This window comes from Thermus scotoductus DSM 8553, from assembly GCF_000381045.1.
GTDB lineage: Bacteria > Deinococcota > Deinococci > Deinococcales > Thermaceae > Thermus > Thermus scotoductus.
Genome location: NZ_KB905734.1, coordinates 40,097 through 65,603, shown reverse-complemented (window position 1 = coordinate 65,603; position 25,507 = coordinate 40,097). Strand labels below are relative to the sequence as shown.

At 65.5% G+C, this 25,507-nt stretch carries 31 protein-coding genes, 1 tRNA gene and 2 pseudogenes; 26 read left to right on the top strand and 8 right to left on the bottom strand.

Annotation, left to right across the window (positions count from 1 at the left end; genetic code table 11):
* From tuf to lysS, 12 genes are all read left to right on the top strand, one after another.
* On the top strand, positions 1–1,095 hold a 1,095-nt coding region (gene tuf, locus F604_RS0103685; RefSeq protein ID WP_155984150.1), incomplete at its 5' end, for an elongation factor Tu.
* A 43-nt stretch (positions 1,096–1,138) separates the two neighbouring features.
* Positions 1,139–1,303: a 50S ribosomal protein L33 gene (gene rpmG, locus F604_RS0103680; protein WP_015716105.1), complete on the top strand. Its 165-nt coding sequence runs from the start codon at positions 1,139–1,141 to the stop codon at positions 1,301–1,303.
* On the top strand, positions 1,303–1,485 hold the full coding sequence (gene secE / locus F604_RS0103675; RefSeq protein ID WP_015716106.1) for a preprotein translocase subunit SecE: 183 nt from the start codon (positions 1,303–1,305) through the stop codon (positions 1,483–1,485). The genes rpmG and secE overlap by 1 nt, the downstream gene beginning before the upstream one ends.
* Complete coding sequence (nusG, locus tag F604_RS0103670) at positions 1,482–2,036, top strand: transcription termination/antitermination protein NusG (protein WP_015716107.1); 555 nt, start codon at positions 1,482–1,484, stop codon at positions 2,034–2,036. Before secE ends, nusG begins: the two co-directional genes overlap by 4 nt.
* 44 nt (positions 2,037–2,080) lie before the next feature.
* Positions 2,081–2,524, top strand: a complete 444-nt coding sequence (rplK, locus tag F604_RS0103665; protein ID WP_015716108.1) for a 50S ribosomal protein L11 — start codon at positions 2,081–2,083, stop codon at positions 2,522–2,524.
* A complete protein-coding gene (gene rplA, locus F604_RS0103660; RefSeq protein ID WP_019550478.1) occupies positions 2,517–3,206 on the top strand; it encodes a 50S ribosomal protein L1 in 690 nt (229 codons plus the stop codon). Before rplK ends, rplA begins: the two co-directional genes overlap by 8 nt.
* Before the next feature lie 204 nt (positions 3,207–3,410).
* On the top strand, positions 3,411–3,932 hold the full coding sequence (rplJ, locus tag F604_RS0103655) for a 50S ribosomal protein L10 (protein WP_019550477.1): 522 nt from the start codon (positions 3,411–3,413) through the stop codon (positions 3,930–3,932).
* 10 nt (positions 3,933–3,942) lie between these two features.
* Positions 3,943–4,320 carry a 50S ribosomal protein L7/L12 gene (gene rplL / locus F604_RS0103650; RefSeq protein WP_015716111.1) on the top strand — a complete coding sequence of 126 codons (378 nt, stop codon included), beginning with the start codon at positions 3,943–3,945 and terminating at the stop codon, positions 4,318–4,320.
* Between the two features lie 90 nt (positions 4,321–4,410).
* A complete protein-coding gene (locus tag F604_RS0103645) occupies positions 4,411–4,989 on the top strand; it encodes a UbiX family flavin prenyltransferase (RefSeq protein WP_019550476.1) in 579 nt (192 codons plus the stop codon).
* A 130-nt stretch (positions 4,990–5,119) separates the two neighbouring features.
* A complete protein-coding gene (locus tag F604_RS0103640) occupies positions 5,120–6,238 on the top strand; it encodes an acyl-CoA dehydrogenase family protein (protein ID WP_019550475.1) in 1,119 nt (372 codons plus the stop codon).
* A gap of 51 nt (positions 6,239–6,289) precedes the next feature.
* Positions 6,290–7,081 carry an isoprenyl transferase gene (locus F604_RS0103635; protein WP_019550474.1) on the top strand — a complete coding sequence of 264 codons (792 nt, stop codon included), beginning with the start codon at positions 6,290–6,292 and terminating at the stop codon, positions 7,079–7,081.
* A 143-nt stretch (positions 7,082–7,224) separates the two neighbouring features.
* Positions 7,225–8,355 (top strand): homocitrate synthase, encoded by a 1,131-nt coding sequence (lysS, locus tag F604_RS0103630; RefSeq protein WP_019550473.1) that lies wholly within the window; start codon positions 7,225–7,227, stop codon positions 8,353–8,355.
* A gap of 2 nt (positions 8,356–8,357) precedes the next feature.
* Here lysS and F604_RS0103625 read toward each other — a convergent pair whose 3' ends face one another.
* Positions 8,358–8,564 (bottom strand): type II toxin-antitoxin system HicA family toxin, encoded by a 207-nt coding sequence (locus F604_RS0103625; RefSeq protein ID WP_015716116.1) that lies wholly within the window; start codon positions 8,562–8,564, stop codon positions 8,358–8,360.
* Positions 8,554–8,775, bottom strand: a complete 222-nt coding sequence (locus tag F604_RS0103620) for a type II toxin-antitoxin system HicB family antitoxin (protein WP_015716117.1) — start codon at positions 8,773–8,775, stop codon at positions 8,554–8,556. Before F604_RS0103620 ends, F604_RS0103625 begins: the two co-directional genes overlap by 11 nt.
* Positions 8,776–8,797: 22 nt before the next feature.
* Here F604_RS0103620 and F604_RS0103615 point away from each other — a divergent pair, with 22 nt between their 5' ends.
* From F604_RS0103615 to F604_RS0103560, 12 genes and pseudogenes are all read left to right on the top strand, one after another.
* On the top strand, positions 8,798–10,063 hold the full coding sequence (locus tag F604_RS0103615) for a 3-isopropylmalate dehydratase large subunit (RefSeq protein WP_019550472.1): 1,266 nt from the start codon (positions 8,798–8,800) through the stop codon (positions 10,061–10,063).
* Positions 10,056–10,547 carry a LeuD/DmdB family oxidoreductase small subunit gene (locus F604_RS0103610; protein WP_019550471.1) on the top strand — a complete coding sequence of 164 codons (492 nt, stop codon included), beginning with the start codon at positions 10,056–10,058 and terminating at the stop codon, positions 10,545–10,547. The genes F604_RS0103615 and F604_RS0103610 overlap by 8 nt, the downstream gene beginning before the upstream one ends.
* A 10-nt stretch (positions 10,548–10,557) precedes the next feature.
* Positions 10,558–10,875 (top strand): paraquat-inducible protein A, encoded by a 318-nt coding sequence (locus F604_RS0103605; protein WP_019550470.1) that lies wholly within the window; start codon positions 10,558–10,560, stop codon positions 10,873–10,875.
* Complete coding sequence (lysW, locus tag F604_RS0103600; protein WP_015716121.1) at positions 10,869–11,033, top strand: lysine biosynthesis protein LysW; 165 nt, start codon at positions 10,869–10,871, stop codon at positions 11,031–11,033. Before F604_RS0103605 ends, lysW begins: the two co-directional genes overlap by 7 nt.
* Positions 11,034–11,121: 88 nt before the next feature.
* Complete coding sequence (gene lysX / locus F604_RS0103595) at positions 11,122–11,973, top strand: lysine biosynthesis protein LysX (protein ID WP_026328949.1); 852 nt, start codon at positions 11,122–11,124, stop codon at positions 11,971–11,973.
* Positions 11,970–13,009, top strand: a pseudogene (gene argC, locus F604_RS0103590) (N-acetyl-gamma-glutamyl-phosphate reductase). Before lysX ends, argC begins: the two are co-directional and overlap by 4 nt.
* Positions 13,010–13,026: 17 nt before the next feature.
* The gene (locus tag F604_RS0103585; protein ID WP_019550469.1) at positions 13,027–13,836 is read left to right on the top strand and encodes a [LysW]-aminoadipate kinase; all 810 of its coding nucleotides are present in this window, start codon (positions 13,027–13,029) and stop codon (positions 13,834–13,836) included.
* 4 nt (positions 13,837–13,840) lie between these two features.
* Positions 13,841–15,424: a 1,4-alpha-glucan branching protein gene (locus F604_RS0103580; protein ID WP_019550468.1), complete on the top strand. Its 1,584-nt coding sequence runs from the start codon at positions 13,841–13,843 to the stop codon at positions 15,422–15,424.
* 4 nt (positions 15,425–15,428) lie between these two features.
* Entirely contained in the window at positions 15,429–16,295 is an 867-nt protein-coding gene (locus F604_RS0103575; protein WP_019550467.1) for a nitrilase-related carbon-nitrogen hydrolase, read from the top strand.
* A complete protein-coding gene (locus F604_RS0103570) occupies positions 16,292–17,137 on the top strand; it encodes an NAD+ synthase (RefSeq protein WP_019550466.1) in 846 nt (281 codons plus the stop codon). Before F604_RS0103575 ends, F604_RS0103570 begins: the two co-directional genes overlap by 4 nt.
* Positions 17,134–17,547 carry a CoA-binding protein gene (locus F604_RS0103565; protein WP_019550465.1) on the top strand — a complete coding sequence of 138 codons (414 nt, stop codon included), beginning with the start codon at positions 17,134–17,136 and terminating at the stop codon, positions 17,545–17,547. The genes F604_RS0103570 and F604_RS0103565 overlap by 4 nt, the downstream gene beginning before the upstream one ends.
* Positions 17,548–17,549: 2 nt before the next feature.
* The gene (locus F604_RS0103560) at positions 17,550–18,584 is read left to right on the top strand and encodes an A/G-specific adenine glycosylase (RefSeq protein ID WP_019550464.1); all 1,035 of its coding nucleotides are present in this window, start codon (positions 17,550–17,552) and stop codon (positions 18,582–18,584) included.
* Here the strand turns inward: F604_RS0103560 and F604_RS12565 are convergent.
* Positions 18,468–19,166: an FAD-dependent oxidoreductase gene (locus F604_RS12565; protein ID WP_019550463.1), complete on the bottom strand. Its 699-nt coding sequence runs from the start codon at positions 19,164–19,166 to the stop codon at positions 18,468–18,470. The two genes, F604_RS0103560 and F604_RS12565, sit on opposite strands and share 117 nt — an antisense overlap.
* Before the next feature lie 49 nt (positions 19,167–19,215).
* A tRNA-Trp gene (locus F604_RS0103550) sits at positions 19,216–19,291 on the bottom strand.
* A gap of 69 nt (positions 19,292–19,360) precedes the next feature.
* Here F604_RS0103550 and F604_RS0103545 point away from each other — a divergent pair.
* Positions 19,361–20,239: a C40 family peptidase gene (locus F604_RS0103545; protein ID WP_019550462.1), complete on the top strand. Its 879-nt coding sequence runs from the start codon at positions 19,361–19,363 to the stop codon at positions 20,237–20,239.
* Positions 20,240–20,252: 13 nt separating this feature from the next.
* Here the strand turns inward: F604_RS0103545 and F604_RS0103540 are convergent, their stop codons facing one another.
* Both F604_RS0103540 and F604_RS0103535 read right to left on the bottom strand, forming a co-directional pair.
* Complete coding sequence (locus F604_RS0103540) at positions 20,253–21,179, bottom strand: nitroreductase family protein (RefSeq protein WP_018461498.1); 927 nt, start codon at positions 21,177–21,179, stop codon at positions 20,253–20,255.
* A gap of 8 nt (positions 21,180–21,187) precedes the next feature.
* Positions 21,188–22,252: a prepilin peptidase gene (locus tag F604_RS0103535; RefSeq protein ID WP_019550461.1), complete on the bottom strand. Its 1,065-nt coding sequence runs from the start codon at positions 22,250–22,252 to the stop codon at positions 21,188–21,190.
* A 62-nt stretch (positions 22,253–22,314) separates the two neighbouring features.
* Here F604_RS0103535 and F604_RS0103530 point away from each other — a divergent pair, with 62 nt between their 5' ends.
* Positions 22,315–23,850, top strand: coding sequence for a carboxypeptidase M32 (locus F604_RS0103530; RefSeq protein WP_019550460.1), 1,536 nt, complete (start codon positions 22,315–22,317; stop codon positions 23,848–23,850).
* On the opposite strand, the gene F604_RS0103525 is transcribed toward F604_RS0103530, so the two are convergent.
* Positions 23,838–24,914, bottom strand: a complete 1,077-nt coding sequence (locus F604_RS0103525) for a YbfB/YjiJ family MFS transporter (RefSeq protein WP_019550459.1) — start codon at positions 24,912–24,914, stop codon at positions 23,838–23,840. The two genes, F604_RS0103530 and F604_RS0103525, sit on opposite strands and share 13 nt — an antisense overlap.
* Positions 24,904–25,419: pseudogene (locus F604_RS13200) on the bottom strand (ATP-binding cassette domain-containing protein); the annotation flags it as partial. The pseudogene F604_RS13200 and the gene F604_RS0103525, both read right to left, overlap by 11 nt.
* Positions 25,420–25,507 lie beyond the last annotated feature (88 nt).

Sequence of the window (25,507 nt, the reverse complement as noted above, 5' to 3'; positions counted from 1 at the left end):
GTGGAGGTGAAGGACTACGGGGAGATTGACAAGGCGCCGGAGGAGCGGGCCCGTGGGATTACCATCAACACGGCGCATGTGGAATACGAGACGGCCAAGCGGCACTATTCGCACGTGGATTGCCCCGGGCACGCGGACTACATCAAGAACATGATCACGGGTGCGGCGCAGATGGACGGGGCGATTCTGGTGGTGTCGGCGGCGGACGGACCGATGCCGCAGACGCGGGAGCACATTTTGCTGGCTCGCCAGGTGGGGGTGCCGTACATCGTGGTGTTCATGAACAAGGTGGACATGGTGGACGACCCGGAACTTTTGGACCTGGTGGAGATGGAGGTGCGGGACCTCCTGAACCAGTACGAATTTCCTGGGGACGAGGTTCCGGTGATTCGCGGGAGCGCGCTTTTGGCGCTGGAGCAGATGCACAAGAATCCCCAGACGAAGCGTGGGGAGAACGAGTGGGTGGATAAGATTTGGGAGTTGTTGGACGCGATTGACGAGTACATACCCACGCCGGTGCGGGACGTGGACAAGCCGTTCTTGATGCCGGTGGAGGACGTGTTTACGATCACGGGTCGTGGGACGGTGGCCACGGGTCGTATTGAGCGTGGGAAGGTGAAGGTTGGGGACGAGGTGGAGATTGTGGGTTTGGCTCCTGAGACGCGGAAGACGGTGGTGACGGGTGTGGAGATGCACCGTAAGACGCTTTCGGAGGGGATTGCTGGGGACAACGTAGGTTTGTTGCTCCGGGGTGTAAGCCGGGAGGAAGTGGAGCGGGGGCAGGTGCTGGCGAAGCCTGGGAGCATTACGCCGCACACGAAGTTTGAGGCCTCGGTGTACATCTTGAAGAAGGAGGAGGGGGGCCGGCACACGGGGTTTTTTTCTGGGTACCGTCCGCAGTTTTACTTTCGGACGACGGATGTGACGGGGGTGGTGGAGTTGCCCTCGGGGGTGGAGATGGTGATGCCGGGGGACAACGTGACGTTTACGGTGGAGCTGATCAAGCCGGTGGCGTTGGAGGAGGGATTGCGGTTTGCCATTCGTGAGGGTGGGCGGACCGTGGGCGCCGGCGTGGTCACCAAGATCCTGGAGTAAGCTTGGGGGCGGCTAGCCGCCCCTCGAGGAAAGGAGGTGAACCATGGCCAGCGAAGTCCGCATCAAAATCCTCCTGGAGTGCACCGAGTGTAAGCGCCGCAACTACGCCACCGAGAAGAACAAGCGCAACACCACCACCAAGCTGGAGCTGAAGAAGTACTGCCCCTGGTGCGATAAGCACACGGTGCACAAGGAAGTGAAAGTCTGATGTTTACCCGGATTGTTCGCTACTTCCAGGAAGCCCGGGCCGAGCTCGCCCGGGTTACCTGGCCCACGCGGGAGCAGATCGTGGAGGGTACCCAGGCCATCCTGGTCTTCACCGTGGTGGCCATGGTGATCTTGGGATTCTACGATCTTGTCTTCCGGTTCCTGATAGGGCTTGTGCGATGAGCATTGAATGGTACGCGGTCCACACCTACGTGGGGCAGGAGGAGAAGGCCAAGGCTAACCTGGAGAAGCGGGTTAAGGCCTTCGGCATGGAGGACAAGATCTTCCAGGTGTTGATCCCCACGGAGGAGGTGGTGGAACTCCGCGAGGGGGGCAAGAAGGAGGTCGTCAAGAAGAAGCTCTTCCCCGGATACCTTTTCGTGCAGATGGACCTGGGGGACGAGGAGGAGCCCAACGAGGCCTGGGAGGTGGTGCGGGGCACCCCGGGGATCACGGGGTTTGTGGGCGCAGGCCACAGGCCAGTCCCCCTCTCTCCGGATGAGGTGCGCCACATCCTCGAGGTGTCCGGCCTTTTGGGCAAGAAGGAGGCCCCCAAGGCCCAGGTGGCCTTCCGGGAAGGGGATCAGGTCCGGGTGGTTTCCGGCCCCTTTGCGGACTTCACCGGCACCGTGACCGAGATCAACCCGGAGAAGGGAAAGGTCAAGGTCATGGTCACCATCTTTGGGCGCGAGACCCCGGTGGAGCTGGATTTCTCCCAGGTGGTCAAGGCCTAAGAGGCGTTCGTACCCCCAACTTGGGGGGAGCCTAGGAGGGAAAAATGAAGAAGGTAGTTGCGGTAGTAAAGCTTCAGTTGCCAGCGGGTAAGGCCACGCCTGCGCCCCCGGTGGGCCCGGCTTTGGGCCAGCATGGGGCCAACATCATGGAGTTTGTGAAGGCCTTTAACGCGGCCACGGCCAACATGGGGGACGCCATCGTCCCCGTGGAGATCACCATCTACGCCGACCGCTCCTTCACCTTCATCACCAAGACCCCGCCCGCCAGCTACCTGATCCGCAAGGCGGCGGGGCTGGAGAAGGGGGCTCATAAGCCCGGCCGGGAGAAGGTGGGCCGCATCACCTGGCAGCAGGTTCTGGAGATCGCCAAGCAGAAGATGCCCGACATGAACACCACCGACCTCGAGGCCGCCGCCCGCATGATCGCAGGGTCGGCCCGCTCCATGGGGGTGGAGGTGGTGGGCGCCCCGGAGGTGAAGGATGCCTAAGCACGGCAAGCGCTACCGGGCCCTGTTGGAAAAGGTGGACCCCACCCGGATCTACACCATCGACGAGGCCGCCCGGCTGGTGAAGGAGCTGGCCACGGCCAAGTTTGACGAGACCGTGGAGGTCCACGCCAAGCTGGGCATCGATCCCCGCAAGTCCGACCAGAACGTGCGCGGCACGGTTTCCCTCCCCCACGGCCTGGGCAAGCAGGTGCGGGTTCTGGCCATCGCCAAGGGGGAGAAGATCAAGGAGGCCGAGGAGGCCGGGGCTGACTACGTGGGCGGGGAGGAGATCATCCAGAAGATCCTGGATGGCTGGATGGACTTCGATGCGGTGGTGGCCACCCCCGACGTGATGGGGGCCGTGGGCTCCAAGCTGGGCCGGATTCTGGGTCCGAGGGGGCTTCTGCCCAACCCCAAGGCGGGCACCGTGGGCTTCAACATCGGGGAGATCATCAAGGAGATCAAGGCGGGCCGCATCGAGTTCCGCAACGACAAGACCGGGGCCATCCACGCCCCCGTGGGCAAGGCCAGCTTCCCTCCGGAGAAGATTGCCGACAACATCCGGGCCTTCATCCGGGCCCTCGAGGCCAGCAAGCCCGAGGCGGCCAAGGGCACCTTCCTGCGCTCGGTCTACGTGACCAGCACCATGGGGCCCAGCATCCGCATCAACCCGCATTCCTGAGAGCAGCCTTCTTAGGGCCTGGCTTGACGCCAGGCCTCCTGCCTTTTAAACTCCTCTATGGCACCCCGGGCGCTACGGCGCCCAGGCCAAAGACAGCGGGGGGCTTCAGGCCTTAAACATCCCGCCGAGGCGCTTGCAGGGGGAGCGTTTCGCAGAAATCCCGAAAAGTCGGCTGGGGTTCCCCTGCCCCAAAGGGAGGAAGGCGTGCCCAATAAGCGTAACGTTGAGCTTCTTGCCGCCCTCAAGGAGAACCTTGAGCGGGCCCGTGGCTCCTTCTTCCTGGTGAACTACCAGGGGCTTTCCGCCAAGGAAACCCATGCCCTGCGACAGGCCCTGAAGGAAAAGGGGGCCAGGCTCTTCGTGGCCAAGAACACCCTGATCCGCATCGCCCTGAAAGAGCTGGGCCTGCCCGAGCTGGATGGCCTTCAGGGGCCCAGCGCCGTGGTCTTTTACCAGGACCCGGTGGCGGCGGCCAAGGCCCTTTCGGAGTTCGCCAAGAAGAACCCCAAGGGCATCCCTGAGGCTAAGGGCGGGCTTTTGCAGGGCCAGGTGCTTTCGGCCAAGGACGTGGTGGCCCTGGCGGAGCTTCCCACCATGGACGAACTCAGGGCAGAGCTTTTGGGCGTCTTGCAGGCGCCCATGGCGGAGCTGGTGGGGGTCCTGGGCGGTGTGGCCCGCGAGCTGGTAGGCATCCTGGAGGCGTACGCGGAGAAGAAGGCGGCATAGGAGGTGGAAGATGGCTTTGGACATCGAACGCATTAAGGAAGAGCTTTCTCAGGCTACGGTTTTGGAACTCAAGCAGCTCATCGACGTGCTCAAGGAGACCTGGGGCGTGACGGCGGCGGCCCCGGTGGCGGTGGCGGCGGCTCCTGCTGCGGCCCAGGCCGCGGCTCCCGTGGAGGAGAAGACGGAGTTTGACGTGATCCTCAAGGACGCCGGGGCCAAGAAGCTGGAGGTCATCAAGGAGCTTCGCGCCATCACCGGCCTGGGCCTCAAGGAGGCCAAGGACCTGGCCGAGAAGGGGGGCCCCATCAAGGAGGGCATCCCCAAGGCCGAGGCCGAGGAGATCAAGAAGAAGCTCGAGGCCGTGGGCGCGGTGGTGGAGCTCAAGTAACCCTCCGCTTCCACGGGGTGCCCCCCAGGCCCAAAGGGCCTGGGGTTTTTGCATGGGAAACCACGGGAAGCCTTCGGAATAGGGGATAGCATGGAAGCCATGGCGGAACTTCCCCGGGTGGTGGTGGGCTTGACGGGGGCGAGCGGCATGCCCTACGCCCTGGACCTTTTGGAAACCCTGCAGGGCCTTGCCGAGGTGCACCTGGTCTTAAGCCAGGGGGCCAAACGGGTCTTGTGGGAGGAGATGGGCCTGAGCCCGAAGGACCTCTACCCCTTGGCCAGCCGGGTGTACAAGGACGGCGACCTCGGTGCCCCCATCGCCTCGGGTTCCTTCCGTACCCAGGGCATGGTGGTGGTGCCCTGTTCCGCCACCACCCTTAGCAAGATCGCCCTGGGCCTGGCGGATACCCTCCTCACCCGGGCGGCCTACGTGCACCTGAAGGAACGGCGCCCCCTGATCCTGGTGCCCCGGGAGGCTCCCCTGCCCCTTCCCACTCTTAGGGCCATGGTGCAGGCGACGGAGGCCGGAGCCTTGATCCTCCCGGCGAGCCCTGGCTTCTACCACCGACCCAAGGAGATCCGGGACCTTTTGGGCTTCATCACCCAGCGCATCCTGGACCACCTGGGCTTGAGCGCCGAACGGGCTCCCCGCTGGGGTGAGGGGGCCTAGGTCCCATTTTGGGAAAAGCCGGGCCGAGGCTGGGCAGGCTCCTTGGAGCTCCTTTGAGGCAAGCAAGGGGGGAGGAGCCGTCTGACTATGTGACGTTTTCCTGCGCCTCTGCAATGTTACGATAGAAAAGGTGGTAACGACCCTCGAGCAGAAGTTGCTCCTGGACACCGTGCGCCAGGTGGCCAAGGAGGTCCTTTACCCCATGGCCCCGGAGTACGACCGCACGGGGGAATACCCCTGGCCCCAGCTAAAGGCCTTGGCGGAGCTGGGCTTTTTGGGCATGACCACCCCGGAGGAATGGGGAGGGGTGGGGTTAGACTCCGTAACCTGGGCCCTGGCCCTCGAGGAGATTGCCGCCGCCGATCCCAGCGTGGCCGTGGTCCTTTCGGTGACCAGCGGCCTTCCCCAGTACATGCTGCTTCGCTTCGGCACCGAGGCGCAAAAAAGAAAGTACCTGGTGCCCCTGGCCCGGGGGGAGTGGATCGGGGCCTTCTGCCTCACCGAGCCCCAGGCGGGTTCCGATGCCGCCAGCATCCGCACGGAGGCCAGAAGGGTGCCCGGGGGTTTCGTGCTGAACGGCCTGAAAAGCTGGATCACCTCCGCAGGCCAGGCCCACCTCTACGTGGTCATGGCCCGGAGCGAGAAGGGCATCAGCGCCTTTTTGGTGGAAAAGGACACCCCGGGCCTTTCCTTTGGCCCCCCGGAGGCGAAGATGGGCCTCCACGCCGCCCACACCGCCGAGGTTCGCCTCGAGGAGGTCTTCGTCCCGGAGGAGAACCTTCTGGGGGAGGAGGGAAGGGGCTTGGCCTACGCCCTGGCGGGCCTGGATTCGGGCAGGGTCGGGGTGGCGGCCCAGGCGGTGGGCATCGCCCGGGGGGCCTTTGAGATCGCCAAGGCCTATGCCGATGAGAGGGAGCAGTTCGGCAGGAAACTCCGGGAGCACCAGGCCATTGCCTTCAAGATCGCTGACATGCACGTGAAAATCGCCGCCGCCCGGGCCTTGGTGCTGGAGGCCGCCAGGAAAAAGGATTCCGGGGAGCGGTTCACCCTCGAGGCCAGCACCGCCAAGCTCTTCGCCAGCAGCGTGGCGGTGGAGGTGACCCGGGAGGCAGTGCAGGTCCTGGGGGGCTACGGCTACCACCGGGACTACCGGGTGGAGCGCTACTACCGGGACGCCAAGGTGACGGAGATCTACGAGGGCACCTCGGAGATCCAGCGCCACATCATCGCCCGGGAGCTTTACCGGTAGTTGGCCTAGGGCCTTCCCTTTCTCATCCTCCCGCCTTAGGGTGGAAAGGGTATGGTCCGCCGCCTCCTTTCCCTCACCCGGCCCCTCTACTGGCTTTACGAAAAGCGCCTCCTTAAGGAGGTGAAAGGAGGCCCGGTTCCCAAGCACCTAGGCCTCATCCTGGATGGGAACCGCCGCTACGCCAGGGCCTTGGGGTTATCCCCCGTGAAGGGGCACGAGTTCGGGGTCCAGAAGGCCTACGAGGTCCTGGAATGGTGCCTGGAGATGGGCATAAAAACCGTGACGGTCTGGGTCTTCTCCACGGACAACTTCAAGCGCCCCCCCGAGGAGGTGGAGGAGCTCATGCGCCTTTTCGTGCGGGAGGCGGAAAGGATGGCGGAGGACCACCGCATCCTGGAGCACCAGGTGAGGGTGCGCTTCATCGGGCGGCGGGAGGGATTCTCCGAGGAGGTCCTGAGGGCGCTGGAGCGCCTCGAGGCCAAGACCCAGCACCACCAGGGCATGGTGCTGAATATCGCCTTGGGTTACGGGGGGCGGGAGGAGATCGTGGACGCGGTGAAGAGGCTTCTTCTGGAGGCTTGGGAAAGGGGCCTTTCCCTCAAGGAGCTTGCGGAGGGGCTTACCCCTGAGGACATCGCCCGCCACCTCTACACCGCAGGCCTTCCCGATCCCGACTTCATCATCCGCACCTCGGGGGAGATCCGGCTTTCCGGCTTCCTCCTTTGGCAGTCGGCCTACTCCGAGTTCTACTTCGCCGACGTGCTCTGGCCGGAGTTCCGGAAGATCGACTTCTTGAGGGCTCTGAGGAGCTACCAGGCCCGCGAAAGGCGGTTTGGGCGTTGACAAAAAGGAGGGTTTCGTATACCCTTACAGGCAAGATGCTGGCCCTTGAGAAAAAACTCGGCCGCCGGGGGGTAGGGTAGCCCCTAAGGGTTCCTTATCCCCCGGCCCGAGTTCGGGCCGGTTTTCTTTTTGGGGAGGGGCGCATGCGGGAATGGAAGATTATCGATTCCACCTTAAGGGAAGGGGAGCAGTTTGAAAGGGCCAACTTTTCCACCCAGGACAAGGTGGATATCGCCAAGGCCCTGGACGAGTTCGGCGTGGAGTACATCGAGGTCACTACCCCCATGGCCTCCCCCCAGTCCCGCAAGGATGCGGAGGTCCTGGCTTCCTTGGGCCTGAGGGCCAAGGTGGTGACCCACATCCAGACCCGGCTGGATGCGGCCAAGGTGGCGGTGGAAACCGGGGTGCAGGGCATAGACCTCCTTTTCGGTACCAGCAAGTACCTCAGGGCCGCCCACGGGCGGGATATCCCCCGGATCATCGAGGAGGCTAAGGAGGTCATTGGCTACATCCGCGAGAAGGCCCCCCACGTGGAGGTGCGCTTCTCCGCCGAGGACACCTTCCGCTCCGATGAGCACGATCTTTTGGAGATCTACCAGGCCATCGCCCCCTATGTGGACCGGGTGGGTCTGGCGGATACCGTGGGCATCGCCACCCCCAGGCAGGTCTTCGCCCTGGTGCGGGAGGTCAGGCGGGTGGTGGGCCCCCACGTGGACATAGAGTTCCACGGGCACAACGACACGGGCTGCGCCATCGCCAATGCCTTTGAGGCCATAGAGGCGGGGGCCACCCATGTGGACACCACCATCCTGGGGATCGGGGAGCGGAACGGGATCACCCCTTTAGGGGGTTTTCTGGCCCGCATGTACACCCTGCAACCCGAGTACGTGCGCCGGAAGTACAAGCTGGAGATGCTTCCCGAGCTGGACCGCATGGTGGCCCGGATGGTGGGGATAGAGATCCCCTTCAACAACTACATCACCGGGGAAACCGCCTTCAGCCACAAGGCGGGGATGCACCTCAAGGCCATCTACATCAACCCCGAGTCCTACGAGCCCTATCCGCCGGAGGTCTTTGGGGTGAAGCGCAAGCTCATCATCGCCTCCAAGCTCACGGGCCGGCATGCCATCAAGGCGCGGGCGGAGGAGCTTGGCCTGCACTACGGGGAGGAGGAGCTGGCCCGCATCACCCAGCACATCAAGGCCCTGGCGGACCGGGGGGAGCTTACCCTCGAGGAGCTGGACCGCATCTTAAGGGAGTGGATCACGGCATGAGGCTAAAGGTTTCGGAACTCCTCCTCGGTGAGGCCGGCTTGCTTCAGGATCTTTTTGAAGGTGCCCTTGGGAAGCTCTCCGCTGTGGAAGGGTATCACGGCTATCCGGCCATCGGGGTGGGCATAAAGCCGATGCCCTCCTTTGGCCATGCGCTCCACAAACCCCAGGCGCTGAAGCTTTCTGGCCACTTCCTCGGGTCTAGGCGGCATCTATCCCCACCTGCACCGTGCGGACGTCTGGGGGAAGAGGGCGGCCTGTTTCCTTCAGGTAGGCCAGTACCAGCTCCAAGGCTTCTTTGGCGTGGGCCAAGGCTTCCTCGGGGGTCCGGCCAAAGGAATGGGCTTCAGGGATGGCGGGGAACTCGGCGATCCAGGTGCCCGGGGTTTCAGGGTCTTCGTAGACGAGGGCAGTGTAGGTCATACCCTCAGTATAGGAGGCGGGCATGGGCATGACCTTGGCGGAAAGGATACTTTCCAGGAAGGCGGGAAGAGAGGTGCGGGCCGGGGAGCTGGTGGTGGTGGAGGTGGACCAGGTGATGGTGGTGGACTCCATCGCCGGAAGCTTCTTCAAGCGCCTGGCTTACCTGGAGGCCACCCCCCGGTACCCGGAAAGGGTTTCCATTGTCATCGACCACGTGGCCCCGGCAGCCAACCTCGAGGTGGCCAAGGCCCAGAAGGAGATCCGGGAATGGGGAAGGAAGCACGGCATCCGGGTCTTTGACGTGGGAAGAGGCGTGTGCCACCAGGTGCTCATCGAGGAGGGTCTGGCCCAGCCGGGCTGGATCGTGGTGGGGTCGGACTCCCACTCCACCACCTACGGGGCAGTGGGGGCCTTCGGCACGGGCATGGGGGCCACGGATATCGCCCTGGCCGCCGCCAGCGGCCGCACCTGGTTCAGGGTGCCGGAAAGCGTCAAGGTGACCTTCCGGGGGAGGCTTCCCAAGGGGGTTACCGCCAAGGACGCGGCCCTCGAGATGGTGCGCCTCCTCACCGCCGAGGGGGCCACCTATATGGCGGTGGAGATCCACCTCCTGGACGGGGCGGAGTCCTTGAGCCGGGGTGAGCGCATGACCCTGGCCAACCTCACCGTGGAGGCTGGGGCCAAGGCGGGGCTGGTGGTGCCCTCGGGGGAGATCCTGGATCTTTACCGGGTGCCCGAGTGGCTCTACCCCGACCCCGACGCCCGGTATGCCCGGGAGGTGGAGATCGACCTTTCCACCCTCTCTCCCAGGGTTTCCGTACCCTTCTACGTGGACAACGTGCAGGAGGTGGCCGCCGTCCGGGGCAAGCGGGTGGACCAGGTGTTCATCGGCACTTGCACCAATGGGCGCCTCGAGGACCTGAGGGCGGCCGCCGAGGTGTTAAAGGGGAAGAAGGTGGCCCCCGGGGTGCGCCTTTTGGTGATTCCCGCAAGCTCCCAGGTTTTGGAGGAGGCCACCCGGGATGGCACCCTGCTCACCCTGCTGGAGGCCGGAGCCACCATCGGCACCCCTGGGTGCGGTCCTTGCATGGGGCGGCACATGGGGGTTTTGGCCCCGGGGGAGGTGTGCGTGTCCACCAGCAACCGCAACTTCCGGGGGCGGATGGGGGCTCCCGACGCCGAGATCTACCTGGCAAGCCCCCGCGTGGCGGCGGCCAGCGCCGTGGCCGGGTATATCGCCACCCCCGAGGACCTAGCCTCTTTGCCTCAGGAGGAAGCCCATGCCTAGGGTTTGGAAGTTTGGCGACCACATCAACACCGACGACATCCTTCCCGGCAAGTACGCGCCTTTCATGGTGGGGGAGGACCGGTTCCACACCTTCGCCTTCGCCCACCTGCGGCCCGAGTTCGCCAAGGAGGTGAGGCCGGGGGACATCTTGGTCTTTGGGAGGAACGCGGGGCTTGGCAGTAGCCGGGAGTACGCTCCCGAGGCCTTGCGCAAGCTGGGCATTCGGGCGGTCATCGCCAAAAGCTACGCCCGCATCTTCTTCCGCAACCTGGTGAACCTGGGGATCATTCCCTTCGAGTCGGAGGAGGTGGTGGATGCGCTAGAGGACGGGGATACGGTGGACCTGGATCTGGAAACGGGGGTTCTGGTGCGGGGAGGAGAGCGCTTTGCCCTTCGTCCCCCGCCGCCCTTCCTGTTGGAGGCTTTGAGGGAGGGTTCCCTGCTGGACTACTACAAGAAGTATGGTCACTTCCCGGGAGAGTAGACTGGGGTTTATGGAGGACCTGGAGATCACCTGCCCGGTGTGCGGCGAGGCCAGCGTGGTGCTGGCCGAGGACGTGGAGACCCTGGAAGTAGGGGACGTGCTGGAGTGCGAGGCTTGCGGGGCCTTTCTGGAGGTGGTCTCCCTGGATCCTCTTGAGGTGGAGGTGACGGAGGAGGGCCTCGAGGCCTTCTTCGTGGACTGCCCCCGTTGCGGCTATACCTTCGAGGTATCCGAGGAGGATCGAGGCCAAGAGGTGGAGTGCCCGGAGTGCGGCTTTCGGTTTGTCCCTGACTGGAGTGAAGTGGACGAGGAGGACGAGGAATGGTAGCCACTTGCCCTGAATGCGGTGCGGAGCTGACCCTGGCAAACCCCGAGTTGGGGGAACTTGTGGTGTGCGAGGACTGCGGCGCGGAGCTGGAGGTGGTGGGGCTGGACCCCCTTCGCCTGGAGCCCGCCCCGGAGGAGGCGGAGGACTGGGGAGAGTGAGGCCATCCCCTTAGGGTAGGGAGCCTCGAGGCCCTGGGCCGGGCTTCAGCCCGGTCCGGGGATTCCTGGAAGGGGAAGAGCCATCGCCATGCTGGCCATCCTGTACGACCGCATCCGCCCCGACGAGAAGATGCTCTTTGAGAGGGCTGAGGCCCTGGGCATTCCCTACAGGAAGGTCTATGTTCCCGCCTTGCGCCTGGTCCTGGGGGAGAGGCCCAAGGAGCTGGAGGAGGTCACGGTGGCCCTGGAGCGCTGCGTCAGCCAGACCCGGGGCCTGGCCGTGGCCCGTTACCTCACCGCCTTAGGCATCCCCGTGGTGAACCGGCCCGAGGTCATGGAAACCTGTGGGGATAAGTGGGCCACCAGCGTGGCCCTGGAGCGCCATGGCCTGCCCCAGCCCAGAACGGCCCTCCTCACCGATGCGGAGGAGGCCCTGAAGCTCATGGAGGAATGGGGCTATCCCGTGGTGCTGAAGCCGGTGATCGGGAGCTGGGGAAGGCTTCTCGCCAAGATCACCGACCGGGAGGCCGCCGAGGCCATCCTGGAGCACAAGGAGGTTCTGGGGGGGTTTCAGCACCAGCTCCTTTACCTGCAGGAGTACGTGAGGAAGCCGGGGCGGGACATACGGGTCTTCGTGGTGGGGGATCGGGCCATCGCCGCCATCTACCGGAGGAGCCAGCACTGGATCACCAACACCGCCCGGGGAGGGCAGGCGGAAAACTGCCCCGTAACCCCGGAGATCGCGGAGCTTTCCGTGCGGGCGGCCCAGGCGGTGGGGGGCGGGGTGGTGGCCATCGACCTCTTTGAGTCCGAGCGGGGCCTTTTGGTGAACGAGGTGAACCACACCATGGAGTTCAAGAACTCCGTGCACACCACGGGGGTGGACATCCCGGGGGAGATCCTCCGGTACACGTGGGAGCAAGGGAGGACGGCTTCATGAGCGCCGGGAAAAAGACCTTGTCCATCGTGGGGGCCTCGGGGTATGCGGGGGGGAGTTTTTGCGTCTGGCTCTTTCCCACCCTCACCTCGAGGTGAAGCAGGTGACCTCGAGGCGTTTTGCCGGCGAGCCCGTGGCCTTCGTCCATCCCAACCTGAGGGGGAGAACCAACCTGAAGTTCATCCCCCCGGAAAAGCTGGAGCCCGCCGACATCCTGGTGCTTTCCCTGCCCCACGGGGTCTTCGCCCAGGAGTTTGAGCGCTATGCGGATCTAGCCCCCATCCTCATCGACCTTTCCGCGGACTTCCGCCTTAAGGACCTGGACCTCTACCGCAAGTACTACGGGGAGCATCCCAGGCCCGAGCTTCTCGGCCGCTTTGTCTACGCCCTGCCCGAGCTTTACCGGGAGAGGCTTAAGGAAGCGGACTGGATGGCGGGGGCCGGGTGCAACGCCACCGCCACGCTTCTGGGCCTGTACCCCCTCCTTAAAGGAGGGGTGCTGAAGCCCGGACCCATCTTCGTCACCCTCCTCATCTCCACCTCGGCGGCGGGGGCCGAGCCCAGCCCTGCCAGCCACCATCCCGAGCGGGCCGGCTCCATCCGGGTCTACAAGCCCACGGGCCACCGCCACACCGCCGAGGTGGTGGAGAACCTTCCCGGCAAGCCCGAGGTGCACCTCACCGCCATCGCCACCGACCGGGTGCGGGGCATCCTCATGACCGCCCAGGCCTTTTTGCAGGATGGCTGGAGCGAGCGGGATGTCTGGCAGGCGTACCGGGAGGCCTATGGGGGTGAGCCTTTCATCCGTATCGTCAAGCAGAAAAAGGGCATTCACCGCTATCCCGACCCCCGCTTCGTCCAGGGCACCAACTATGCGGACATCGGCTTTGAGCTGGAGGAGGACACGGGGAGGCTGGTGGTGATGACCGCCATCGACAACCTGGTGAAGGGTACCGCCGGGCATGCCCTGCAAGCCCTAAACCTCCGCATGGGTTGGCCCGAGACCCTGGGCCTGGATTTCCCGGGACTGCACCCGTAGGGGCAAGGGGGGTTGCCGTGATCGTGGTCAAGGTAGGGGGCGCCGAGGGCATCAACTACGAGGCGGTGGCCAGGGATGCCGCCTCCTTGTGGAAGGAGGGGGTGAGGCTTCTTTTGGTCCACGGGGGGAGCGCCGAAACCAACAAGGTGGCGGAGGCCCTGGGCCACCCGCCCCGGTTCCTCACCCACCCCGGGGGGCAGGTGAGCCGCCTCACCGACCGCAGGACCCTGGAGATCTTTGAGATGGTCTACTGCGGCCTGGTGAACAAGCGCCTGGTGGAGCTTTTGCAAAGGGAAGGGGCCAACGCCCTGGGGCTTTCCGGGCTGGATGGAAGGCTTCTGGAGGGCCGCCGCAAGACCGCGGTGAAGTATGTGGAAGACGGAAAGATCAAGATCCACCGCGGGGACTACACGGGCACCGTGGAGCGGGTGAACCGGGATCTATTGGACCTTCTCCTGGGGGCGGGGTATCTCCCGGTCATCACCCCTCCCGCCATCAGCTACGAAAGCGAGGCCATCAATACCGACGGGGACCAGGTGGCGGCCCTTCTCGCCACGGCCTACCAGGCGGAGGCCCTGGTGTACCTCTCCAACGTGCCGGGCCTTCTGGCCCGTTACCCCGATGAGGCCAGCCTGGTGCGGGAAATTCCCGTGGATAGGGTGGAGGACCCCGAGTACCTTTCCCTGGCCCAGGGGCGGATGAAGCGGAAGGTGATGGGGGCGGTGGAGGCGGTGAAGGGGGGAGTGAAGCGGGTCATTTTCGCCGATGCCCGGGTGGAAGACCCCATAAGGCGGGCCCTGGCCGGGGAAGGCACCGTGGTACGCTAGACCCATGGCGCGCTTTGCCCTGGTCCTCCACGCCCACCTCCCCTACGTGCGCTCCCATGGGATGTGGCCCTTTGGGGAGGAAACCCTCTACGAGGCCATGGCGGAAACCTATCTGCCGCTTCTTAGGCTCCTGGAGAGGCTTTATGCCGAAGGGGTGGAGGCCCGTTTTACTTTGGGGATCACCCCCATCCTGGCGGAGCAGCTGACGGATGCCAAGGTGAGGGAAGGCTTTTGGGCGTATGCCAGGGATCGGCTGGAGCGGGCCCAGGGGGATTATCTCCGTTACCAGGGGACGGACCTCGAGGCCAGCGCCCGCCACCAGGTGGCCTTTTGGGAACTCACCCTGGATCACTTCCACCACCTGAGGGGGGACCTCCTTGCCGCCTTCCGCCGGGCCCAGGACCGGGGCCAGGTGGAGCTTCTCACCTCCAGCGCCACCCACGGCTACTCCCCGCTTCTGGGCTACGACGAGGCCCTTTGGGCCCAGATCAAAACCGGGGTGATCACCTACCGCCGCCACTTCGCCAAGGACCCCACGGGCTACTGGCTTCCCGAGATGGCCTACCGGCCCAGGGGCCCCTGGAAGCCCCCTGTGGAGGGGGCCCCGGAAGGGGTCAGGCCGGGGGTAGACGAGTTTCTCATGCGGGCGGGGATCCGCTACACCTTCGTGGACGCCCACCTGGTCCAGGGGGGAAGGCCCCTTTCCCCTTACGGGGAGGCCTCCTTGGGTCCGGTGGAAAGCGCTGAGGCCACCTACTACGTCCACGAGCTGGAGTCGGGCCTGAGGGTTTTGGCCCGCAACCTGGAGACCTCCGTGCAGGTCTGGAGCGCCGACTATGGCTACCCGGGGGAGGGGCTTTACCGGGAGTTCCACCGCAAGGACCCCATCTCCGGCCTCCACCACTGGCGGGTGACCCACCGCCAGGCGGACCTCTCGGCCAAGGCGCCCTACGATCCCGAGGCGGCCTTTCTCAAGGTGAAGGAGCATGCCGTTCACTTCGTGGATTTGGTAGAGCGGCTTTCCCGGGAGCACCCGGATGGGGTGATCCTGGCCCCCTACGACGCCGAGCTCTTCGGCCACTGGTGGTACGAGGGGGTGGCTTGGCTGGAGGAGGTGCTGAGGCTTCTGGCCCAAAGGAGGGGGGCGCAGGCGGTGACGGCGAAGGAGGCGGTCCAGGGCAAGGCGGTGCGCACGGCTCTGCCTGAGGGTTCCTGGGGCCGGGGTGGGGACCATAGGGTCTGGCTCAACGAGGCCACCTGGGACTACTGGCGCACGGTGTACCGGGCGGAAGGGGCCATGCGGGAGGCGGTGCGCCACGGCAACCTGCCCTCCAGGGTGCTCCAGCAGGCCATGCGGGAGCTTCTTCTCCTCGAGGCCTCCGACTGGCCCTTCCTCATAGACACCGCCCAGGCGGTGGAATACGCCAAGGAACGTTACCAGGGGCACGCCGAGGCCTTCTTTCAGCTCCTCCGAGGGGTTTCCCCCGAGGAGCTTAAGGCCCTGGAGGAGCGGGATAACCCCTTCCCGGAGGCGGACCCCAGGCTTTACCTGGAGCCCAGCGCTACGGTTCATGGGGGTGTAGGCTAGATCCGTGATTCGGCACGCCATCTTGCAGTTTCGTCCGGAGAAGGCCAGGGTTAAGGAGAACCTGGCCCGCTTGGCGGAGCGCCTCGAGGCCCTCCGTCCCCATGCCCCCGAGGTGGTGGTCCTTCCCGAGGCCGCCCTGACCGGGTATTTCCTGCAGGGAGGGGTGCGGGAACTGGCCCTGACCCGCCACGAGCTTTTGGAGCTCCTTTCAGGGGTGCACCGGGCCGTGGGGTGGGAGGGGCTTTTGGACGTGGTGGTGGGCTTCTATGAGCGGGATGAGGGGGCCTATTACAACAGCGCCGCCTACCTCGAGCTTCCCCACCGCGTGGTTCACGTGCACCGCAAGGTCTTCCTGCCCACCTACGGGGTTTTTGACGAGGAGCGCTACTTGGCCCGGGGCAGGCAGGTGGAGGCCTTTAACACCCGTTTCGGCCGGGTGGCCATCCTCATCTGCGAGGACTTCTGGCACTCCATCACCGCGGCCATTGCCGCCTTGGATGGGGCGGAGGCCATCTACGTGCCGGCGGCAAGCCCGGCCAGGGGCTTCCAGGGGGAACGCCCGGAGAACGTGGAGCGCTGGCGCACTCTGGCCCGGGCGGTGGCGGCGGAGCACGGGGTGTACGTGGTGCTCTCCAGCCTGGTGGGGTTTGAGGGGGGGAAGGGGATGAGCGGGGGAAGTCTGGCGGTGGGGCCGGAGGGGCGCATCCTGGCCGAGGCCCCCCTCTTTGAGGAGGCGGCCTTGCTCTTTGACCTGGACCCCGGGCGGATTCCCCCGGTGCGCTACGACAGCCCCCTCCTTTCGGACCTCGAGGCGGCCCTTCCCCTTCTTCTCCCGGACCTGGAGAGGGTTCTTGGAAAGGAGAGAGGATGAGGATCGTTCAGGCGCCCAAAGCCCAGGAAAGCCTGGAGCTCAACTGGCCCCTGGTGGCGGACTTCCTCACCCGGTTTATCCGGGAGGAGCTGGCCTGGCGGGGCTACGAGAAGGCCATCGTGGCGGTATCCGGAGGGGTGGACTCCGCCACCACCTTGGCCCTGGCGGTGCGGGCCCTGGGGCGAAAGCAAGTCCATGCCCTTTTCCTTCCCCACCGGGACTCCAGCCCCCTTTCCCGGGAGCACGCCTACCTGGTGGCGGAAACCTTCGGGGTGGACCTGGAGGAGGTGGACATTACCCCCATGGTGGAGGGCTATGCCGCCATGACCCCGGACCTCACCCCCCACCGCAAGGGCAACCTCATGGCCCGGGCGCGGATGATGGTGCTCTTTGACAAATCCCAGGCCTACCAAGCCTTGCCCCTGGGCACGGGCAACAAGACGGAAAGGCTTTTCGGCTACTATACCTGGCACGGGGACGACACTCCCCCCGTGAACCCCTTGGGGGACCTCTACAAGACCCAGGTCTGGCGGCTTGCCGAGTATCTGGGCGTGCCCGAGCCCGTGGTGAAGAAACCCCCCACCGCTGACCTCGTCCCGGGGCAGACGGACGAGGCCGATCTAGGGGTGCGCTACCTTCGGGCGGATGTGATCCTGGAGCATTATCTGAAGGGCTACCCCGATGCCTACATAGAGAGCCTGGGCTACACCCAGGAGGAGATAGGGCGGGTTAAGGAGCGGGTAAACCGCACCCACTGGAAGCGGGCCCTTCCCACCGTGGCCCTCCTTTCCTCCACGGCCATCGGGGAGTTTTACCTGAGGCCCCTGGACTACCGGCCATGAGCGACCAGGAACTCAAAGCTTACCTAAGCCGGGCGCGGACCATAGCCGTCCTTGGGGCTCACAAGGATCCTTCCCGCCCCGCCCACTACGTGCCCCGGTACCTCTGGGAGAAGGGGTACCGCATCCTGCCCGTTAACCCTCGCTTTGCCGGGGAAGAGCTTTTCGGGATGCGGGTGGTGGCGAGCCTGAAGGAGATTGCCGAACCCGTGGATATCCTGGAGGTCTTCCGCCCTCCGGAGGCCCTCTTGGCCCACCTGCCGGAGGTCTTGGCCCTGAGGCCGGGCCTGGTGTGGCTGCAGACCGGCATCCGCCATCCGGGCTTTGAAGAGGCGTTAAAGGAAGCGGGCATTCCTGTGGTGGCCGATCGTTGTCTCATGGTGGAGCACCGAAGGCTTTTCGGGGTCCACTGAGCATGGAGAAGTTTCAGGAAGCTCTGCTCGCCTGGTACCGGGAAAACCCCCGCTCCCTTCCCTGGCGGGGGGAGAAGGACCCCTACCGCATCCTGGTGGCCGAGGTACTCCTCCAACAAACCCGCACCGCCCAGGCCATCCCTTACTACCACCGCTTCCTTGCCCGTTTCCCTACCCTGAAGGCCTTGCGGGAGGCTTCCTTGGAGGAGGTGCTTAAGGCCTGGCAGGGAGCGGGCTACTACCGCCGGGCCCTTCACCTCCACCGCCTGGCCCAGGAGGTGGAGGCCCTGCCCCGCAGCTACGCCGAGCTTCTTAAGCTTCCCGGCCTGGGTCCGTACACGGCGGCGGCGGTGGCCTCCCTGGCCTTTGGGGAAAGGGTAGCGGCGGTGGACGGGAACGTGAGGCGGGTGCTTTCCCGGGTTTTTGCCCTGGAAAACCCTGCCCCCAGGATGCTTCGAAACCTGGCCCAAGGCCTTCTGCCCCAAGGGGAAGCCTCGGGGGAGTGGAACCAAGCCCTCATGGACCTGGGGGCCACGGTGTGCCTACCCCGGAGGCCCCTTTGCCCGAAGTGCCCCGTCGCCCCCTTGTGCCAGGGGCGGGTGGACCCGGGGCGTTACCCAGGGGCCAGGAGGCGAAAAGTGCGGGAGGAAGCCCTGGCGGCCCTGGTCCTTTGGGGGAGGGAAGGGGTTTACCTGGAGAGGCTGGAAGGGCGTTTCGCCGGGCTTTACGGGGTGCCGCTCTTTCCCCAGGAGGAACTTCCCCGGAGGGTGCGAAGCTTTGGGGTGGATCCCCGCTTCGCCGGGGAGGTGCACCACACCCTCACCCACCGCAGGCTGCGGGTGGGGGTGTACGTGGCTCCTTGGGATGGGGAAGGGGCGGCTTCCCGAAGGGAACAGCTTGTGGATCCGGGGGAAAAGCCCCTACCCAAGCTCATGGAGAAGGTGCTCCGCCAGGCGCAGGCCTTCTTGGCTCATGAGGGCATACTCTCCTTCCCGCACGCAAAGGCCCACGGCGTAAAGCCCTTTGAGCCTGGTTAGACGGAAGGTGGCCTCCTCCCATTCCTCCGGATGGAAGGCCTGGTAGCTGACGGTGTAGCCAGGGGTTCCCGGGGTTTGGGGTACCTCCCTTTCCCGTTTCAGGAAGCGGAAGCCCAGGGCCTGGAGGTGGAGGAAGAGGTCCGGGTAGCTGGCCTCGGAGAGCCGGCCTGCTTCCTCTTCCACCTCTCCCATGCGGAGTCTGGCCCCCAGGAAGCTTCCCACGGCCAGCACCACCCGGGGGGCCTTGGCGGGGGGGCCTTCCCAGGTGGCTACCCCCACCACCCTATCCCCCTCGAGGAGGAGCTCCGTGGCGGTGGCCTGGAAAAGATGTAGGTTGGGTTCCCTCTCCAGAAGGTACTTGGCCCGGGCGTGGAAGGCCCAAAGCCGGGGATCGGCCGGGTGGTAGACCTGGGCCAGGAGGCTCCCCTCCGGGAAAGGGGGCTTTGGGGGCAAAAAGGGCATCATCACCGAGTCCAGGCTCTGGGTGAGGAGGCCCACCCGCACCCCCTTCTGCGCCAGGCGGTAAGCGGCCTCGCTTCCCGCAAAGCCCGCGCCCACGATGAGGACCTCGTACCCTTCCATGTTCGCTTTCCACCCAAAGGGAGTAAAAAAAGGCCCCGAAGGGCCATTCTGGCGGGCCGTGAAGGACTCGAACCTCCAACCCCCGGTTTTGGAGACCGGTGCTCTGCCAGTTGAGCTAACGGCCCCCGCCTTCCGGGATTGTAGCACACCCCCGGGAAAAGGCCAAGGGGCGCTTCCTCCTGTAGAATGGGGCCATGCCCCGCAGGTTGGCCCTGGCGGTCCTATGTTTGCTTTTCCCCTGGGCCCTGGCCCAGGTGAGCTCTCCCCAAGGGGGCTCTTTGGAAGGGCCTGCCCTATCGCACACCGTGGCCCCAGGGGATACCCTGTTCTCCATCGCCCGGCGCTACGGCACCACGGTGGAGGAGCTCATGCGCCTCAATGGCCTGGATACCTTCCTCATCCAGCCGGGGCAGGTGCTCAGGCTTCCCCAAGGGGGGGAGCGCATCCACGTGGTGGCCCCCGGGGATACCCTTTTCTCCCTGGCGCGCCGCTACGGCACCACGGTGGAAGAGCTCATGCGCCTCAACGGGTTTTCCACGCCGGGGCTTAAGGTGGGCCAGACCCTGAGGATCCCGGCCCCCAGGGGGGAGGATGGATCCAGGGGGAAAGCCTCCCCGGAATCCCCTCCCTCGCCCCAGGGTGGAGGCCATACCCGTGACCCGGGGGAATCCCCCCTGAGGGTGGGCGAGGATTACGACCCGGAAAGCCCGCTTCTCAAGATCGTCCTCCGCTACCTGGGGGTGCCCTACAAGTACGGGGCTAACTCGCCCACCTCCCTGGACTGCTCAGCCTTTGTAGCCCAGGTCTACGCCGAGCTGGGCATAGCCCTACCCCGCACCACCCGGGAGCAGTTTCAGGCCTTTCCCGCCGCCGAGTCCTTGCGCCCGGGGGACCTGGTCTTCTTCAGCTTTGGGGGAAAGGATATAGACCACGTGGGCCTCTACCTGGGCCGGGGGGTCTTCGCCCACGCCAGCAGCTACGGGAGCCGGGTGGTGATCGAGAGCCTCGAGGCTCCCTTCTACCAGAAGGCCTACCGGGGTGCCCGGCGGGTGGTGCAGGAGGCCTTGAGATAGGCTGCGCCGGGGTTCAGGGCCAGTCCTTCATCTCCCCCCGGGCCTTCCTTAGGGCGGTGAGGAGGGCCTCCCCTGGGCTTCCTTCCCCGCGGAAGGCCTCGGTTTCTCGCTCCAGCCAAGCCTCCCCCTTGCGGAAAAGGACGGCCCGGGCTTCCCCCAGGGCCTCCGCCAGCAGGGCGCCCAGGGAGTAGAAGGGGGCCCCGGGAGGTAGGTCCGGGTCCAGGCCCTGCCGGGCCAGGGCCCGGCCGTAGGAAGTCTCCCTTTCCTCCATGGTTCCCCCTTGGGCGAAGTACCGCCTCAGGACCCTTCCCCAGTCCCCCACCCGGCTATAGGGGGCCATGGCCTGGAAGGCGGCCTCGAGGTCCTCCGGGCTGTAGGGCCGGTACCGGTTTTCGTGCACCACCAGGCTCCTGGGAAGCCGGGGCCTGGGGGGGCCTTCCTCATCCGGAACGCCCACCGCCAGGCCCACCGCGGGGATGACCCCTCTGGGAAGCTCCAGGAGGTTGATGAGCTCCTCCACCCCGTTCAGCACCCCTCCGATGAAGCAGACCCCGTAGCCCAGGGCCTCGGCGGTAAGGGCCAGGTAGCTGGCGGCAAGCCCCGCATCCAAGAGGGCAAAGTGCAGGGCGGTTCTGGGCCAGAAGGCCATCCTTTCCCCCCGGTGGGCGAGAAGCCTTTCCAGGCGATGGACGTCCGCCAGGAAAACGAAAAACTCCGCTGCCTGGCGGATGTGCTCCTGGTTACCGGAAAGCTGGGCCACCTTGTCCCTGAGCCCGGGGTCCGTGACCCGGATGGCGCTATACAGCTGGGCGCTGGCGTCGGTGGGGGCTCTTTGCAGGGCGAAGAGGAGCTTTTCCAGGTCTCCTTCAGGGATGGGCATCGGTTTGAAGCGGCGCACGCTCCGCCTTTGGGCCAGGATGGGAGAGAGGTCCAGCGGCATCCCCTTAACTATAGCCCGAGCCAGGCCAGATAGGCCCGCCACAAGGCTTCCCCGTAGAAGAAAGCCACAATCCCCCCCAGGGCCAGGTAGGGGCCGAAGGGGATTTTCCGTTGCCGGAAGGCCAGGCCAACCAGGGCCCCGAAGAGCACCCCCAGGAAAAGGGCGAGAAGGCTATAAAGCCCAAGCCAGGCCCCAAGGGCCCCAAGGAGCTTCACGTCGCCGTAGCCCATGGCTATGGGCTCTTCCTCCGTTTCCCCTTGGGGCTTGAAGGCCCAGTAAAGCCCTCCCGCCAGGGCCAACCCCCCTGCCGCCAGGAAGGACCCTTTCAAGGTGCTGAGGAGGTCGGCTCCCAGGTAGGGGGCCAGGAGCCAGGCCAAGGGCAGAAGGGGAAGGGTGATCCGATCGGGGAGCACCACGGGCCTTCCCGTGCGGGCCGAAAGGGCCCAGGTGAGGAAGGCCAGGGCCATGCCCACCCCCGGGCCCAGGAGGGCACCGAAAAGGGCTGCCATGTGCACCTGGTGGGGTCCCACGGGCACCTCCGCCCTGGCCTCGCGGAAGCGCCTCAGGAAAAGCCCTCCGTACCCTGCCACCAGCCCCAGGACCCCGGCGGCGATCAAGGCCCCGTCCAGGGCCTCGGCAAAGGGTCGGGGGAAGGAAAGGAGGTAGGCGGAAAGGAGCCCTAGGAAGAGGAGGCCGTAGGTAAGGGAATCGGGAAGCTCAAAGGTGTCCAGGTCCAGGAAGGAGAGGGCCACCAAGAAGGCCAGGAAGGCGAAGACCAAAAAAGCCTCCACCCCTGGGGGATAAAAGCGGCTGGCCAGGAGAAAAAGCCCCCCGGTCAGGGCCTCCACCAGGGGGTAGCGGGGGGAGATGGGGCTTCGGCAGTAGCGGCACCGCCCCTTAAGGAGGAGGTAGGAGAGGACGGGGACGAGGTCCAGGGGGCCCAAAGGGTGGCCGCAGTGGGGGCAGCGGGAGGGAGGGAAAGCGATGGACTCCTTCCGGGGGATACGGTGGATCACCACGTTTAAGAAAGACCCCACCACAAGGCCCAAAACCAGGGCGAAGAGGGACCACATAGGGGCATTCTACGGTGGCCCGGCTTTCACAGGGTTTTGGCGGAGAGGTGTAGGATTTTCCCGTGACGCCCGAAGCTGCCTACCAGAAGCTCTTGGAGTTTCAGAGGGAAACCGCCTACCTGGCCTCTTTAGGCGCCCTTGCCGCCTGGGACCAGCGCACCATGATCCCGAAGAAGGGGCACGAGCACCGGGCAAGGCAGATGGCCGCCCTGGCCCGCCTCCTCCACCAGCGGGCCACCGACCCCAGGGTTGGGGAATGGCTTTCGGCGGTGGAGGGCTCCCACCTGGTGCAGGATCCCCTATCCGATGCGGCGGTCAACGTCCGGGAGTGGCGGCAGGCCTACGAGCGCACCCGGGCCATTCCCGAGCGGCTCATGGTGGAGCTGGCCCAGGCGCAAAGCGAGGCGGAAAGCTACTGGGAGGAAGCCCGTCCCAGGGACGACTGGCAGGGGTTTCTGCCCTACCTGCGCCGGGTGTTTGCCCTCACCAAGGAGAAGGCGGAGATCCTCTATAGCCTTCCCGTGGCCCCCGGGGACCCGCCTTATGGGGAGGTCTACGACGCCCTTTTGGATGGATTTGAGCCGGGGATGCGGGCTAAGGAGCTGGAGGGGCTTTTCGCCGGGCTTAGGGCGGGGCTTCAGGGGCTTTTGGATCGGATTTTGGGAAGTGGGAAGAAGCCGGATACCGGCATCCTTCACCGCCACTACCCAAAGGAGGCCCAGAAGGCCTTTGCCCTCGAGCTTCTCGCCGCCTGCGGCTACGACCTCGAGGCGGGCCGCCTGGACCCCACTGCCCATCCCTTTGAGATCTCCATCGGCCCCGGGGACGTGCGCATCACCACCCGCTACTTCGAGGACTTCTTCAACGCCGGCATCTTCGGCACCCTGCACGAGATGGGCCATGCCCTCTACGAGCAGGGCCTGCCCAAGGAGCACTGGGGGACCCCAAGGGGGGAGGCGGTCTCCCTGGGGGTTCACGAGTCGCAAAGCCGCACCTGGGAGAACCTGGTGGGCCGCTCTCTGGGTTTTTGGGAGCGGTTTTTCCCCCGGGCCAAGGAGCACTTCCCAAGCCTCCGGGACGTGGCCCTGGAGGACTTCCACCGGGCCATCAACGCCGTGGAGCTCTCCCTCATCCGGGTGGAGGCGGACGAGGTCACCTATAACCTCCACATCCTGGTGCGCCTGGAGCTGGAGCTTTCCCTCTTCCGGGGAGAGCTTGCCCTGGAGGACCTTCCCGGGGCCTGGGCGGAAAAGTACCGGGCCTACCTGGGGGTGGCTCCCAGGGACTACAAGGACGGGGTGATGCAGGACGTGCACTGGTCCGGGGGGCTTTTCGGCTACTTCCCCACCTACACCCTGGGCAACCTCTACGCCGCCCAGTTCTTCCAAAAGGCCCAGGAGGAGCTTGGGGACCTCGAGGGCCAGTTCCGCCGGGGGGAGTTCCATGCCTTTTTGGACTGGACCCGTAGGAACATCCACGCCGAGGGTAGCCGCTTCCGCCCCAAGGCCTTGGTGGAGCGGGTGACCGGCACGCCCCCCAGCGCCCGGCCCTTTCTGGCCTACCTGGAGGAGAAGTACCGGGCCCTTTACGGTTTCTGAGAGCGGGACCAGGTGGGGAGGAGGGCCAGGAAGAGGAGGACGCTGGCCGCCCAAAGCGCTCCCTCCCCCCGCCCCGTCATCTCCGCGAAGAACCCGGCCACGGCAGGTCCCACCGCCTGCCCCAGGGCAAAGGCCGCCGTGGAAAGCCCCATGGCCCGGGGCCAGGCGGAAGGGGGAAGGAGGGTGCGGAAGGCCTGGGTGAGTGCGGTGATCACCCCCAGGAAGGAGAGGCCGAAGAGGAGGGCGCTTAGGGCGGGAAGGTGCAGGGCCAGGGGTGGAAGGCTTCCCAGGAAGAGCACCAGAAGCACGTGGAAAAGCCCTTTTCTCCCCCCTACCCGCTCCACCCAGGGCCCCCAGACGGGTCCGGTGAGAAGGGCTCCCAGGCCCAGGAGGCCGAAGAGGACCAGGGAGTCCCCCACCACCGCCGCCACGAAGGTCATGTAGCCGATGTACCCCGCCCCGTAAAGGCCGTAGGCCAGGAGTAGGGGAAGGATGGGCCAGAGGCTTCCCTCGCCCTGGACGGGGGGTGGGGGTTCTTTCAGAAGAGGCCAGGAGAGGAGGGCGGGCAGGCCCAGCAGGAGGCTATACAGGCCCAGCCTGGCCCAGGCCCCCGTGGGCTCGGCGGCTCCCCATAGGAGCCACGGGGCCAGAAGAAGCCCCAGGCCCACGCCCCCATAGTAGATCCCCAGGGATCGCCCGGAGCTACCCAGGGCCATGAGGAGGGCCGCCCCTCCCACGAAGACCAGGGCGCCCAGAAAACCCTGGAGAAACCGCAGGCTGAAGACCAGGGGGAGGTTTTCCATCCCCGTGAGGGCCAGGATGGGGCCCTGCAGGAGGAGGGCCAGAAAGAACCCTTTCCGGTAGCCCACCCGGCCCAGGAGGCGGTGGCTGAAAAAAGCCCCCACCAAATAGCCCAGGGTGTTGGCGCTTCCCAGGATCCCCGCTTGGACGTAGGAAAGCCCCCAGGCGCTTTGCATGAGGGGCAGGACCAGGGCGTAGGCGAACCGTCCCAGGCCCAGGGCCAGGGCGGGTCCCAGGGCGAGGAGGACAAGCCTAATAGCCATGCAAAAGCCCCAGCTTCTTGGCCCGATGTACCGCCTGTTTGAAGAGGAAAAGCCCCAGGCCCAGGTAGAGGAAGCCGTTCAGGAAGGCCAGAAGCAGGAACAGGGGGTCCAGGGGGGCTCCTTCCGCCAGCATGCTCCGGGCTAAGGAGGCTTCTGGGGCCATGGGTAAAAGGACAAAGAGCCCCGTTCCTGGGGCCTGGAGGAGGGCCAGTTTCTGCTGCATTCCCCGGGAGAGGTGGCGCACCTCCGTGTGGGCTTTTTCCAGGAGCGCATACTCCTCCAGGAGTTCCAAGGCCCGCTTCCTGGCGGCGGAAAGCCGAAGGCCCCGGGCCACCCCGAAGTAGACCAGGTTTTCCAGGGGAGTAAGCCGCCAGTAGGTGTTGCGGTTCCCCTCCAGGACCGCTCCCAGGTGCTTCAAAGCGAGGGGTTCCCGGAAGGGGTTCTTCCCCAAAAGGCGCACCTCTCCCTCATCGGGAAGGAGGAGGCCCGAAAGCATCTTCACAGAACCCCTTTCGCAGATGCCCCGCATTTCAATGCGGGGAGGAAGCGGAAGCCGGGCGAAGCCCGGTACATGGCCGACGACTTTGTGGTAT